The sequence below is a fragment of the Massilia sp. TWR1-2-2 genome, from assembly GCF_049897565.1.
GTDB lineage: Bacteria > Pseudomonadota > Gammaproteobacteria > Burkholderiales > Burkholderiaceae_D > JAFCUW01.
This window is the reverse complement of sequence record NZ_JAFCWM010000003.1, coordinates 85,463-98,497: the sequence shown is the minus strand read 5'-3', so window position 1 is coordinate 98,497 and position 13,035 is coordinate 85,463. Positions and strand designations below refer to the sequence as shown.

The 13,035-nt window shown below is 64.5% G+C and carries 14 protein-coding genes and 1 other RNA gene; 12 read left to right on the top strand and 3 right to left on the bottom strand.

Annotated elements, in window-relative coordinates; all coding sequences use genetic code 11:
- Positions 1 to 67 precede the first annotated feature (67 nt).
- The 6 genes from ACP7DD_RS03965 (at position 68) to glpK (ending at position 4,067) form a co-directional block, all read left to right on the top strand.
- Positions 68 to 460 (top strand): hypothetical protein, encoded by a 393-nt coding sequence (locus tag ACP7DD_RS03965; protein WP_426173409.1) that lies wholly within the window; start codon positions 68 to 70, stop codon positions 458 to 460.
- On the top strand, positions 375 to 1,031 hold the full coding sequence (locus ACP7DD_RS03960; protein WP_426173408.1) for a hypothetical protein: 657 nt from the start codon (positions 375 to 377) through the stop codon (positions 1,029 to 1,031). Before ACP7DD_RS03965 ends, ACP7DD_RS03960 begins: the two co-directional genes overlap by 86 nt.
- A gap of 160 nt (positions 1,032 to 1,191) precedes the next feature.
- Positions 1,192 to 1,644: a CNNM domain-containing protein gene (locus ACP7DD_RS03955; protein ID WP_426173407.1), complete on the top strand. Its 453-nt coding sequence runs from the start codon at positions 1,192 to 1,194 to the stop codon at positions 1,642 to 1,644.
- Positions 1,641 to 2,105 carry a transporter associated domain-containing protein gene (locus tag ACP7DD_RS03950; protein ID WP_426173406.1) on the top strand — a complete coding sequence of 155 codons (465 nt, stop codon included), beginning with the start codon at positions 1,641 to 1,643 and terminating at the stop codon, positions 2,103 to 2,105. Before ACP7DD_RS03955 ends, ACP7DD_RS03950 begins: the two co-directional genes overlap by 4 nt.
- Positions 2,106 to 2,175: 70 nt before the next feature.
- An RNA gene (rnpB, locus tag ACP7DD_RS03945) (RNase P RNA component class A) lies at positions 2,176 to 2,514 on the top strand.
- Positions 2,515 to 2,567: 53 nt separating this feature from the next.
- Positions 2,568 to 4,067, top strand: a complete 1,500-nt coding sequence (gene glpK, locus ACP7DD_RS03940) for a glycerol kinase GlpK (protein WP_426173405.1) — start codon at positions 2,568 to 2,570, stop codon at positions 4,065 to 4,067.
- Between the two features lie 57 nt (positions 4,068 to 4,124).
- Here glpK and ACP7DD_RS03935 read toward each other — a convergent pair whose 3' ends face one another.
- From ACP7DD_RS03935 to ACP7DD_RS03925, 3 genes are all read right to left on the bottom strand, one after another.
- Entirely contained in the window at positions 4,125 to 4,301 is a 177-nt protein-coding gene (locus ACP7DD_RS03935; RefSeq protein WP_426173404.1) for a DUF3606 domain-containing protein, read from the bottom strand.
- Positions 4,302 to 4,462: 161 nt separating this feature from the next.
- Positions 4,463 to 5,689 (bottom strand): Na+/H+ antiporter NhaA, encoded by a 1,227-nt coding sequence (gene nhaA, locus ACP7DD_RS03930; protein WP_426173403.1) that lies wholly within the window; start codon positions 5,687 to 5,689, stop codon positions 4,463 to 4,465.
- Between the two features lie 111 nt (positions 5,690 to 5,800).
- Positions 5,801 to 6,217: a hypothetical protein gene (locus tag ACP7DD_RS03925; RefSeq protein WP_426173402.1), complete on the bottom strand. Its 417-nt coding sequence runs from the start codon at positions 6,215 to 6,217 to the stop codon at positions 5,801 to 5,803.
- 452 nt (positions 6,218 to 6,669) lie between these two features.
- Here ACP7DD_RS03925 and mraZ point away from each other — a divergent pair, with 452 nt between their 5' ends.
- Genes mraZ through ACP7DD_RS03895 form a run of 6 tightly spaced genes read left to right on the top strand, consistent with a single transcriptional unit; the run spans position 6,670 to position 13,035 of the window.
- Positions 6,670 to 7,098 (top strand): division/cell wall cluster transcriptional repressor MraZ, encoded by a 429-nt coding sequence (gene mraZ / locus ACP7DD_RS03920; protein ID WP_426173401.1) that lies wholly within the window; start codon positions 6,670 to 6,672, stop codon positions 7,096 to 7,098.
- A 10-nt stretch (positions 7,099 to 7,108) separates the two neighbouring features.
- Complete coding sequence (rsmH, locus tag ACP7DD_RS03915; protein ID WP_426173400.1) at positions 7,109 to 8,071, top strand: 16S rRNA (cytosine(1402)-N(4))-methyltransferase RsmH; 963 nt, start codon at positions 7,109 to 7,111, stop codon at positions 8,069 to 8,071.
- Positions 8,068 to 8,340, top strand: coding sequence for a cell division protein FtsL (ftsL, locus tag ACP7DD_RS03910; protein WP_426173399.1), 273 nt, complete (start codon positions 8,068 to 8,070; stop codon positions 8,338 to 8,340). The genes rsmH and ftsL overlap by 4 nt, the downstream gene beginning before the upstream one ends.
- A complete protein-coding gene (locus tag ACP7DD_RS03905; RefSeq protein ID WP_426173398.1) occupies positions 8,337 to 10,112 on the top strand; it encodes a peptidoglycan D,D-transpeptidase FtsI family protein in 1,776 nt (591 codons plus the stop codon). Before ftsL ends, ACP7DD_RS03905 begins: the two co-directional genes overlap by 4 nt.
- Positions 10,109 to 11,650: a UDP-N-acetylmuramoyl-L-alanyl-D-glutamate--2,6-diaminopimelate ligase gene (locus tag ACP7DD_RS03900; protein WP_426173397.1), complete on the top strand. Its 1,542-nt coding sequence runs from the start codon at positions 10,109 to 10,111 to the stop codon at positions 11,648 to 11,650. The genes ACP7DD_RS03905 and ACP7DD_RS03900 overlap by 4 nt, the downstream gene beginning before the upstream one ends.
- Positions 11,650 to 13,035 (top strand): UDP-N-acetylmuramoyl-tripeptide--D-alanyl-D-alanine ligase, encoded by a 1,386-nt coding sequence (locus ACP7DD_RS03895; RefSeq protein ID WP_426173396.1) that lies wholly within the window; start codon positions 11,650 to 11,652, stop codon positions 13,033 to 13,035. The genes ACP7DD_RS03900 and ACP7DD_RS03895 overlap by 1 nt, the downstream gene beginning before the upstream one ends.

The window sequence follows — 13,035 nt, the reverse complement described above, 5'->3', positions numbered from 1 at the left end:
GAACTAAAGTCCTTGTGGCAATAGAATGCCGACTCTCCACAACAAGGACGTTAATAAAGGGAAGACCATGAAGAGAATAGCGATTGCCGCCGTATCGGCCAGTCTCGTGTTGTCTGGATGCGCTACGGCGTCGAAGGATATTTCGCCGACCTACACTTCGCCGATGCAATACCAGTCCTATGATTGTGACCAGCTCGCCAGCGAGTCGCAGCGCATTCAAACCCGCGTCGTGCAGCTTGGCGGGCGGCTTGACACCGCCGCATCGAACGACAAGGCGATTGCCGGCGTAGGGGTGATTCTGTTCTGGCCAGCGCTATTCGCGCTGGGCGGCACCAGGCAGCAGGAGGCCGATTACGGCCGGCTGCGCGGTGAATATGACGCAGTTCAGCAATCGGCAATTATTCGCAAATGCCCTGGAATGGTATCTGCATCCGCTTTTCCCCTCGATCGCAAGCAATAAAACCATGAAAAGCCTGAAAACCATCTCCCTCCTATCGCTGTTTACTTTGTCGGCGGCCCTGTTGTCCGGTTGTGCGGCGCCGGCCCGGACCGATCAGATGACGGCGCAGGTCAGCCCTGCGCTGCGCGTTGCAAACACGCCGATGCGAAACAACGTCGCCGTCGAGGATGTTTCCGGCGGCAAGGAAACCAATCCGATGTGGGTATCGAATGTTGGCAACAGCGAGTTCGAGCAGGCGCTGGAGGGGTCGCTGAAGGATGCCGGCTTGCTGTCAGCCGGAAAGCAGGCGGGCAAATACCTGTTGACGGCGCACATGCAAAAGGTCGAGCAGCCGATGGTCGGCGCCAGCATGACCGTCACCGTCACCGTCAATTACGTCTTGACGGAGCGCGCAAGCGGCAAGGAAGTGCTGAACCGTACGGTCAGCCTGCCATACACGGCGGCATGGAATTCGTCCTTCGTCGGGACCGAACGTCTCCGTCTGGCCAACGAAGGCGCGATTCGCACTAACATCGGCAAGATCATCGACGAGATTTTCGCCATTCGGGCCGACCAGGTCGCTCTGAACTGATCGGGCCGGACAGTCGCGGCCGACGCGCACCCGTGACACGCGGTGGCGGTGGCACGCCGTCCGCCAACGGCGGCAATATGCACACGGTTGGTTTTGCTCAAACGCGCGACCGGCGCGCAGTCGATCGTCAACGATTGACGAGCGGCTCGACGTGTCTGCCATGGAAATATTCATCATCCTCGGACGGATCCTGCTCAACGGCGTGTTCGCCATGGCAGAGCTGGCCCTGGTGTCGTCGAAGCGAGCGCGGCTGCAAAAGCGTGCCGCCGAAGGCAGCCATGGCGCCCGCACGGCGCTCTCGCTGGCCGTGCTCAAGGAGGGCACCGCCGCCGGCGGGCTCGAACAAGGCGAATACGACATCGTCACCCGCGCCCTGGGACTGCGTGACCAGCGCCTCAGCGGGGTGATGACGCCCGGCATCGACCTCGAACTGATCGACATCGACGACTACAGCAAGCGCAACCTGCAGCACATCGCGCGCAGTCCGTATCGCCGCTTGCCCATCTATCGCGGCGACCGCTCCCATATAATCGGGGTAGTGCATGCCGGCGACCTGCTGGAGCAGGCGGTGCATCGCGACTCGATTGGCGGCATCGACATTTGGCGGCGATGAAACCGGTGCTGTTCGTCCCCGATTCGGTCAGCGCGATGGACTTGCTGGAACAGTTTCGCTCGCACCGGGCCGAGCTGGCGCTGGTAGTCGACGAACACGGCCAGGTCGGCGGCATCGTCACCATGGCCGACCTGATGAATACACTGGTCGGTGACGCGCCGGGTGTCGAGGAGCGCAACGGCGATGCGGTGCAGCGCGCCGACGGCAGCTGGCTGATGGACGGCGTCATCTCGTTGCACCTTGTGCGCGACAAGCTCGGCGCAAATACCGCGTTCCCGGATCAAGCATCCGGCGCCTACCAGACGCTGGCCGGCTTCGTGCTCGACGAGCTGGGCCACGTGCCCAAGCCGGCCGACCATTTTGACCGTGACGGCCATCGCTTCGAGGTCGTCGACATGGATAATCACCGCATCGACCGGGTGCTGGTGTCGCGCGCCGCGCCGCCGCCGCAGGAGGCCTAGGCGCTGTCGCATCCGCCATTGCGCCGATCGTTCTGCCGGCGCGGCCCGTGGCGCGGTACAATGGCGCCGTGAAGCAGGCCAGACAGTCGCTGGCTGGCGTGTAATGCGTCGGCGGGAGGAAGGTCCGGACTCCATAGAGCAGGATGACGGTTAACGGCCGTCCGCCGAAAGCCGCAAGGTATAAGGCGAGGAATAGGGCCACAGAGACGAGCGTATTAAGTTACGGTGAAACGCGGTAACCTCCATCTGGAGCAATCCCAAATAGGCACGCGTTGAGGCGGCTCGCGGAGCGTGCGGGTAGGGAGCTTGAGCGCAGGAGTAATTCTGCGCCTAGAGGAATGGCTGTCATAGCGGGTGTTCGCAAGGGCATCGGCCGTAACAAAATCCGGCCTATCGGCCTGCTTCACTTCATATTTCCGGCCCCGGCGCGCGTGCGCCCGCGGGCCAATCGGGGAGCTGCGTATGAAACAGTACATCCTCGCCCTCGACCAGGGCACGACCAGTTCGCGCGCCATCCTGTTCGACCACGATGGCCGCCTGTGCGGCAGCGCCCAGCACGAATTCCCGCAGCATTTTCCGGTTCCCGGCCAGGTCGAGCACGACGCCAACGACATCTGGAGCAGCCAGCTCGCCTGCGCGCGCCAGGTGCTGCGCGAAGCCGGCGTGTCGGCCGCGCAGGTGGCCGCGGTCGGCATCGCCAACCAGCGCGAAACGACGCTGCTGTGGGACCGCCGCAGCGGCGAAGCGGTGGCGCCGGCGATCGTCTGGCAGGACCGGCGCACCGCCGACGCTTGCGAACGGCTGCGCGCGGACGGCCACGCCGCGCTTGTCCAGCAGGCCACCGGGCTCGAACTCGACGCCTACTTTTCCGCCACCAAGCTCGCCTGGCTGCTCGACAACGTGGCCGGCGCCCGCGAGCGCGCACGCCGCGGCGAACTCGCCTTCGGCACCGTCGACAGCTGGCTCGCGTTCAAGCTGACCGGGCGCCATGTCACCGACGTCTCCAACGCCTCGCGCACCATGCTGTTCAACATCCACGACGTGGCGTGGGACCCGCGCTTGCTGGCGCTGTTCGATATTCCCCCCGAGGTGCTGCCGCAGGTTGTGTCCAGTTCGGAAGTGGTGGGGCACACCCACACCGAGCTGTTCGGCGCGCCGGTACCGGTCTGCGGCATCGCCGGCGACCAGCAGGCGGCCACGTTCGGCCAGGCCTGCCACACCCAGGGCATGGTCAAGAATACTTACGGCACGGGCTGCTTCATGCTGATGCACGCCGGCCAGCAGGCGGTCGCCTCGCACAACCGGCTGCTGGCCACCGTCGGCTGGCGCATCGACGGCGCCACCGACTACCTGCTCGAAGGCAGCGTCTTCATGGGCGGGGCGACGGTGCAGTGGCTGCGCGACGGCCTGGGCATCATCGAAAAATCGTGCGACGTCGAGGAGCTGGCGCTGAGCGTGCCGGACAACGGCGGCGTCTACCTGGTGCCGGCATTTGCCGGGCTCGGTGCGCCGCACTGGGACCCGTACGCCCGCGGCACCCTGATCGGCATGACGCGCGGCAGCAATCGTGGGCACGTGGCGCGGGCAGCGCTGGAGGCGATTGCCTACCAGAGCGCCGAGCTGCTGATGGCGATGCAGAAAGATGCCGCGATCCCGGTGACCGAGGTGCGGGCCGACGGCGGTGCCGCGCGCAACGATTTGCTGATGCAATTCCAGGCCGACCTGCTCGGCGTGCCGGTGGTGCGGCCAAAAGTGACGGAAACGACCGCGCTGGGCGCGGCCTGGCTGGCTGGACTGGCGATCGGATTCTGGCAGTCGCGCGAAGAAGTGGCGGCGCAGTGGCAGGCGGAAAAGCAGTTCGAGCCGCTGATGCCGGAGGATCGGCGGCGCGAACTGATGGCGACGTGGGCGAGGGCAGTGGAACGCTCGCGCGGCTGGGCGCCGTCCGGGTCTGGGGTCTGACGGGGACGCCGAGTGCCTGTGGGGGCAGACCCCGGTGTGCTGCTGGCTACCTAACGCTCAATGCAACCCGAGCAGGTTCTTGACAGCGGTCGCACCGGTGCCGGCCTGCTGAACGGCATCGCGCAGTTGATCCCTGCTGACACCCAGCTCTTTCATCCAGTAAGCGACTTCCATTTCCTCATGAAGGTAGATCGAACGGTCAGGGACGGGCTGGCTTGGCAGGTCTTCGTTCATGATGTAGCCTCGTAGAGTGCAGCGTGGTTGGATTGATGCCAGAATCGCAGTTATATCAACGGCCTTCTGTTCGCTCCCGCACCCATCCTGCATTTGTATGTGGAGTTTCAAATGAACTTCCTGGTGCAGGTTTCAGCGCAAGGCGACGACGCAATCGTAGATCAGCGTGACGCCGAAACTGCATAGTCGACGCTGTCGGGATCGGTATCGGTCGGCAAGTGCGGGCCAAAGAATTTCAGCCACACGAAGCCGCACCCCCCGGCCGATAGCGACGCCAGCAGGATCGTGATCTTCGACGCCGTGATGTCGCTCGCCTGACCGGCGAACGCCAGGTTGGTGATAAAGATCGACATCGTGAACCCGATCCCGCCCAGCATCCCGGCGCCGAGCACATGGCGCCAGCCGAGGTCGAGCGGCAGCCTGCACACGCCGAACGACACCGCGGCAAAACTGAACAGGAAGATGCCGATCGGCTTGCCGAGCATCAGGCCAGCGAAGATGCCGAGACTGTTCGGCGAGGCCAGTTGCTCGGTCCAGCCGGCCGCGATGATGATGCCGGTGTTGGCCAGCGCGAACAGCGGCAGAATCACGAACGCGGTCGGAACATGCAGCGCGTGTTCGAGCCGGTGCGAAGGCGACTGCTGGTCGTCTTCCCGCGCCGAAAAGGGAATCGCAAACGCCAGCAGCACGCCGGCGATGGTCGCGTGGATGCCCGATTTGAGCATCAGCACCCACATCAGCGCGCCGCCGATGAGATAGGGGGCGAGCGCCATCACGCGCGCGAAGCGATTCATGCAGACGAGCACGCCGAACACGGCCAGCGCGCCGGCCAGATAGACCATCGACAGCGTGTTCGTATAGAACAGCGCGATGACGACAATGGCGCACAGGTCGTCGATGACGGCCAGCGCGGTCAAAAATATCTTGAGTGATGCCGGCACCCGGCTGCCCAGCAGGGCAAGCACGCCGAGCGCGAACGCGATGTCGGTCGCCATCGGAATGCCGATGCCGCCTTGGGTCGGCGAGCCGGCGTTGAGGCTGAAGTGCAGCAGCGCGGGAACGCAGATGCCGCCGACCGCTGCGAATATCGGCAGCAGCGCGTTGCGAAAGTCGGATAATTCGCCGTTGTACATTTCGCGTTCGAGTTCGAGGCCGACCATCAGGAAGAAGATCGCCATCAGGCCATCATTGATCCAGTGCTCGACGCTCATGCCGAGTAATTGCCGGTGCCACAGCGCCTGATAAGTATCGCCCCATGGCGAATTGGCCAACAGCAGCGACACGAGCGTGCAGACGATGAGGACGATTCCGCTCGACTTGTTCGACGCGAAAAAACGTTTGAAAGTAAGGGATAGCTGGCGATGCGACGTGGTGGCAGGAGGGTTCATGGAGGCGCGGGATGTTCGCGTGGCGGCCCGACCGACGCTTTTCCTGCTGCACACGGCGTGTGAGCACCCATCGCCAGTATAGCTTATCTAATATGCATTCGGCGCCACAGATCAGAATCCGATCCGCGCCTTGCCCGCCCCCGGCTTGACGCGGATGTCTTCCGCCTTGACCTGGTCGCGGGCCGCCGCCACCGCATATCCCAGGCTGTCGAGCAGCGTCTTGCGCATGTCGCGCGGCGACACGCCAGCCAGCCTGTCGATGACTGCGCCGTTCAGTTGCGGCGCGAATTTCCCCAGGTGCAGCTCGCGCAGCAGCCCCGCATAGATCCGCTGCGCAATTCCCGCCGCCTGCTCCAGGGTCGGCGCCGGCACCTCGTATACCGCCATCCGGTTCAGCAGCGGCGCCGCAATGCCGTCGGTGCTGTTGGCCGTCAGCACCCAGAAGATCTGGCTGGCGTCGATCTCCACGTCGATGAACTCGTCGCGAAACGCGCGCGACGTTTCAGGGTTGGCAAACTGGCCACGCACCAGCCGCTCCGCCAGCTTGCCGCACTTCCTGAAAGTGACGTGGCGGCACTGTCCGCCGGGGCCGTCAAAACGGCCGGCCCGCGTTCAAATCCTACCCCGGACGGGTTGATCGCGCAATGCCGCACAGTTCCCTGCATTTGTTGCGGGAATTGAACTGTGGACATTTATTTTAGAAGAGAAAAGCGTCCATACAGCTGAGAAGCCACATTCACTGTCTTTGATAAGTGCCTAATTTATCGACGTATTTTTACTTTACGTCACTTCAGCGAAACGCGCTAAGTCATTGACTTCATTGGAAAATTTACCATTTTCCTATCGGAAACCGCTTGACCCCTAGGAATGCTTCCTCTAAAGTGGGCAACTGTGTGGAAAAGTGTAGTTTTGTGGGAAAAAAATCATGATCCGACGCGCAAACTAAACCGATCCATCAAACTCTAAGCTAGGTATACACCGTGTTTCAAGGCGCGTCCGCAATCAACCTCGATGCCAAAGGCAGGATGTCTATCCCCGCCAAGCACCGTGACGCACTCGCAGTTCAGTGCGAAGGCCGCCTTACGCTCACCAAGCATCCGAATGGTTGTCTGCTGTTCTTCCCGCGCCCGGTGTGGGAATCGCACCGCGAACAAATCGCCGCCTGGCCGATGTCGGCCCGCGCATGGCAGCGCATTTTCCTCGGTAACGCCTGCGATGTCGAGATCGATTCTGCCGGCCGCATTCTCATTTCGCCCGAGCTGCGGGCCGCCGTCGGCCTGGCCAGGGACGTGATGCTGATCGGCATGGGCACCCATTTCGAGATCTGGGACGCCGTCAAGCTGCACGAAAACGAGCAGGAAGCCGTTGCCGGCGGCATGCCCGATGTGCTCTCCAATTTTTCTTTCTGAAGGCGCCGCGATGACCCCAGTGGCGGTGCCCGAGTTTCAGCATCGGACGGTGCTGCTCGACGAGGCGGTTGATGCGCTCAACCTGGGCGGCGCGCGCGCCGACGGCATCTATATGGATGGCACCTTCGGCCGCGGCGGCCACAGCCGCCTGATCCTGTCGAAGCTGGGCGCCAACGGCCGCCTGTTCGCCTTCGACAAGGACCTGCAGGCGATCGCCACCGCGGGCCAGATCGACGATGCGCGTTTCGAGATCGTCCATGACAGTTTTGCCACCATGCGCAGCGCGCTGGCCGAACGCGGCGTGACCCAGGTCGACGGCATCCTGCTCGACCTCGGCATTTCTTCGCCGCAGGTCGACGACGCCGCGCGCGGCTTCAGCTTTCGCAACGACGGCCCGCTCGACATGCGGATGGATACCACGCGCGGCGTGTCGGCGGCGCAATGGCTGGCCGTCGAAACCGAACAACAACTGGAAAAGGTGATACGCGATTATGGGGAAGAACGGTTTGCTTTTCAGATTGCAAAGGCGATTGTTGCTCGCCGGGCAGTCGAACCAATTTCAAGCACACGACAGCTTGCCGCAATCGTGGCAAACGCGGTCAAGACTCGGGAAAAGGGCAAGGATCCGGCCACCCGTACCTTTCAGGCTATCCGGATTTTCGTCAATCAGGAGCTTGAAGACCTTGCGGCAGGCCTGACCGAGGCGTATGCCATGCTCGCGCCGGGCGCGCGCATGGTCGTCATCAGCTTCCATTCGCTGGAAGACCGCATCGTCAAGCAGTTCCTGGCCAGCAAAGCCAAGGTCGCACAGCCCGACCGCCGCCTGCCGATCCGCGCGGTCGACCTGCCGCAACCGCTGATGAAGCTCGTCGCCAAGATCAAGCCATCCGATGCTGAAGTCGACGCCAACCCGCGCGCCCGTTCGGCGGTGATGCGCGTGGCCGAACGGCTGCCGTCGAAAGGCGCACAATGAACGCCAAGATCAACCTGGTGCTGCTGGCGGCGCTGGTCGCCTGCGCGCTGTCGGTCGTGAGCGCGCAGTACAAGGCGCGCCACCTGTTCATCGACCTCGAGAGCTTGCAGCAGCAGGCGCGCCAGCTCGACATCGACTGGGCCCAGCTGCAGCTCGACCAGTCCACGCTGGGCAAGAACGCGCGCATCGAACAGATCGCGCGCACCGATTTGAACATGACGCCGCTCACGCCGGCGCGCACGCAGTATCTGACGGAAGGCGCCAAATGAAGCGCGGCGGGAATGGCGCAAACGGTTCGCGGGTCGCTGCCTCGAAAGGGGTGGCGTTCTCGAAAAGCCCGGTGCTGGCGGTTCGCCTGCCGACCTGGCGTTCGCGCGTCGTGCTGTTCGTGCTGTTCGCCTCGTTCGTCGCGCTGGCCGGGCGCGCGCTGTGGCTGCAGGCGGTGTCGACCCAGTTCCTGCAAAGCCAGGGCAAGAGCCGCTACGAGCGCGCCATCGAGCTGCCGGCCACCCGCGGGAAAATCACGGACCGCAATGGCCAGGTACTGGCGTCGTCGCTGCCGGTGCGGGCGGTATGGGCGTTTCCGGACGTCGTGCTTACCTCGCCGCCGGAAAAGCTGCGCGCGCTGGCCAAACTGCTCGACATGCCGGAAGCCGAGATGCGCAAGAAGCTCGACTCCGACCGCACCTTCGTCTACCTCAAGCGGCAGGTCGAGATGGACGTCATCGACCAGATCAAGAAGCTCGATATCAAGGGGCTCGACGAGCGGCCGGAATACAAGCGCTTCTATCCGCAGGGCGAAGTGATGACCCACCTGGTGGGCTTTACCAGCGTCGAGGACATCGGCCAGGAAAGCATGGAACTGGCCCAGCAAAAGACGCTGGTGGGCGCCGTCGGCAGCCGCCGCGTCATCAAGGACCGCCTCGGCAACATCGTCGAAGACGTCGGCCTGTCGCGCGACCCGCGCGACGGCAAGGACCTGGCACTATCGGTCGACAGCAAGCTGCAGTACATCGCCTTCTCGCACGTCAAGGAAGCGGTTGAAAAATTCAAGGCCAAGGCCGGCGCCGCGGTGATCCTCGACGTCCATACCGGGGAGGTGCTGGCGCTGGCCAACTGGCCGGCCTACAACCCGAACGACCGCAGGGCGCTGACCGGCGACCAGCTGCGCAACCGCGTCATGACCGATACCTTCGAGCCTGGGTCCACGCTCAAGCCGTTCACCGCGGCGCTGGCGCTCGAGACCAATCGTATTCGCCCGGACACCCTGTTCATCACGCCCGGCGCGATGAAGATCGGCTCCGACACGATTCACGACGCGCATCCGAAGCCGCAGCTGACGGTGTCGCAGATCATCCAGAAGTCGTCCAACATCGGCATGGCGAAGATCGCGCTGCCGATGCCTCCGCAGGAAATGTGGGAAATGTTCACCAAGTCCGGTTTCGGCCAGCAGCCGAAGTTCGGCTTTCCCGGCGCCGTCGCCGGCCGCGTGCGGCCATATAAAGCGTGGAAGCCGATCGAGCAGGCCAACATGGCGTTCGGCCACGGCATCTCGGTGTCGCTGTTGCAGCTGGCGCGCTCCTACCTGATCTTCGCCCGCGACGGCGACATCATCCCGCTGTCGTTCCAGAAGGTGAGCGAGAACCCGGTCGGCCAGCGCGTGATCTCGTCCAAGACGGCGCGCGAAATGCGCGTGATGCTCGAAAGCGTCGTCAGCCCGGAGGGCACCGCGTCAAAGGCGCAGGTGGCCGGCTACCGCGTCGGCGGCAAGACCGGCACCGCGCAAAAGCTGGTCAACGGCCGCTATTCGCATACCAAGTACATCGGCAACTTCGTCGGCATCGCGCCGATGTCGAACCCGCGTTTCGTCATCGCCGTCATGATCGACGAGCCGACCACCGCCGCCCACACCGGCGGCGCCGTAGCCGCGCCGACCTTCGCCGCGCTGGCCACCAGCGCGCTGCGCGCGGCCAATGTACCGCCCGATTCGACCGTCACCGACATCATCATTCCGGAAAATCCTCTTGAGGAGGGCATGTGACCGCTGCCATCAACCATCAGGATGTCTGTAGCTGGATCGCCGTCGCCGCGCCTGGCGCCAGGCTGGCGTCGGACTCGCGCCGCGTAAGCGCCGGCGACGTCTTCTTCGCCTACCCGGGCGAAGGCGGCGACGGTCGCGCGTTCATCGGCGCCGCCATCGCCCAGGGCGCCGCCGCGGTGGTATTCGAGCAGCGCGATTTCACCTGGGACCCGGCCTGGCAGGTCGCGCACCTGGCCGTGCCTGACCTGAAAAAGAACGCCGGCCCGATCGCCCACGCCTGCCACGGCATGCCCGACGCCACCATGTTCACCGTCGGCGTCACCGGCACCAACGGCAAGACCTCGTGCGCCGTCTGGATCGGCCAGGCCATGGCGCGTCTTGGCCACACCACCGCGGTAATCGGCACGCTCGGCGTCGGCATGTTCAAGGGTCGCGCCGAACCTGAATTCGACGTCACTGGCTACACCACTCCCGACGCTGTGCTGCTGGCCGAAAAACTCGCCGCCGCGCGCGACGCCGGCGCCACTGCATTAGCGATCGAAGTGTCGTCGATCGGCCTCGAACAGGGCCGCGCGCTGGGCATGCACTTCGACGTCGCGCTGTTTACCAACCTCACGCGCGACCACCTCGACTACCACGGCGACATGGTCAGCTACGAAGCGGCCAAGGTCAAGCTGTTCGATTGGCCTGGCCTGAAGGCGGCGGTGCTGAACCTGGACGACCCGGCCGGCCACCGGCTGGTCGCGCACCTGCAGTCGACCAACCCGGGCTTGCCGCTGATGGGCTACACGCTGCAGGACCGCGCCGCCCAGCCGGACCTGCTTGGCGTCGCCATGCTGCGCGCCTCGCAGTTCAAGAGCCGCAATTCGGGCACCGACTTTCACCTCGATTCGGCCTACGGCAGCGCCACCGTCAAGACCCAGCTGGTCGGTCACTTCAATATCAGCAACGCGCTGGCGGTGTTCGGCGCGCTGATGGCCAAGGGCGTGGCGCTGCGCGCCGCGGTCGACGCCATCGAAGCGCTGACGCCGGCGCCGGGCCGCATGCAGCAGGTCGGCGGCCAGGAAGCGCCGATGGTCGTCATCGACTACGCCCACACGCCGGACGCGCTGGAAAAAACGCTGCTGACGCTGCGCCAGGTGACGCAGGAACGCGGCGGCCAGCTGTGGTGCGTGTTTGGCTGCGGCGGCGACCGCGACCCGGGCAAGCGCCCGCAGATGGGCGCGATCGCCCAGATCGCCGCGCATGTGCTGGTCACCAGCGACAATCCGCGCAGCGAAGATCCGTCGGCGATCATCGCCCAGATCGTCGCCGGCATGGACGCGGCGCACCCGCAGTCGACTTTCCAGGCCATCGAAGACCGCGCCGCGGCGATCCTGTCGGCCGTCAAGCACGCCGCCAAGCCAGATGTGATCCTGCTGGCCGGTAAGGGCCACGAGCCTTACCAGGAAATCAAGGGCCGCAAGATGCCGTTTTCCGATGCCGACCACGCCGCCCTGGCGCTGGCCGCCCGGGTCACCATGATGAGGACTAACTGATGCGCGCTTCGCTGGCCCACCTGGTCGCCTCGCTGTCGGGCGCCCGCATGACTCACAACGCCCCGTTCGACGGCGTCACCACCGACAGCCGCAACCTGGCGCCCGGTTCCCTGTTCGTCGCGCTGCGCGGCGAGCACTTCGACGGCCACCACTTCCTGCCGCAGATGGCCGAGAAGGGCGCAGCCGCCGTCATCGTCGAAGCGCTGCCGTCCGGCTGGACCTTGCCGGCAATCGTCGTGCCCAACACCCTCACCGCGCTCGGCCAGGTCGGCAATTTCTGGCGCAGCAAATTCACCATTCCTGTCATCGGCGTCACCGGCAGCAACGGCAAGACGACGGTCAAGGAAATGATCGCGGCGATCCTGGCGGCCGCGCACGGCGAAGACGGCCGCCTGGCCACGCGTGGCAACCTGAATAACGAAATCGGCGTGCCGCTGACCCTGATGCGCCTGGCGCCCGAGCACAAGGCGGCCGTCGTCGAACTGGGCATGAACCACCCTGGCGAGATCGCGCGCCTGACCACCATCGCCGCGCCGACGGTCGGCCTGGTCAACAACGCCCAGCGCGAGCACCAGGAATTCATGCACACGGTCGAAGCGGTGGCGCTGGAAAACGGCGCCGTGCTGGCCGGCCTGCCGAAAAACGGCATCGCCGTCTATCCGGGCGACGACATCTATACGCCGCTGTGGGCGCGGCTGGCCGACCAGCGCCGCTCGATCACCTTCGGCCTCGATGGCCAGTGCGACGTCGGCTGCACCCACGCCGTCCAGGCCTTCGGCAGCGCGCTGTCGGTTTCGGTGCGCATCGGCGGGCAGCAACAGCAGCATTTCGACATCAACCTGGCCGCTGCCGGCCTGCATAACGTGCGCAACGCGCTCGCCGCGATCGCCTGCGCGCTGGCCGCCGGCATTGGCCAGGAAGCCATTGTGCGCGGGCTCGAAGCGTTCGCGCCGGTGGCGGGCCGACTGCAGCACAATAGAAGCGCGAACGGCGCAACAGTTATCGATGACAGCTACAATGCGAACCCCGATTCGGTTCGCGCCGCGATCGACGTGCTGGCGCAGGCGCCGCACCCGCGCATGCTCGTATTGGGCGACATGGGCGAAGTCGGCACTCAGGGCCAGCAGTTTCACGAAGAGATCAGCGCCTACGCTGCCAGCCGCGCTATCGACGCCGTGCTGGTGACAGGTGAACTGACGCGCCACATGACGGCCGCCGGCGCGCGGCATTTTGAACAGCTCGACGAATTATTGGCAGCACTGGATACAGAACTGGGCAGTAAATCTGACGCGACTGTGTTGGTGAAGGGCTCGCGGTTCATGAAGATGGAACGCGTAGTCCAACACCTGCTTGGAACCAAAAACACTGGCAAGGACGCCCACTAA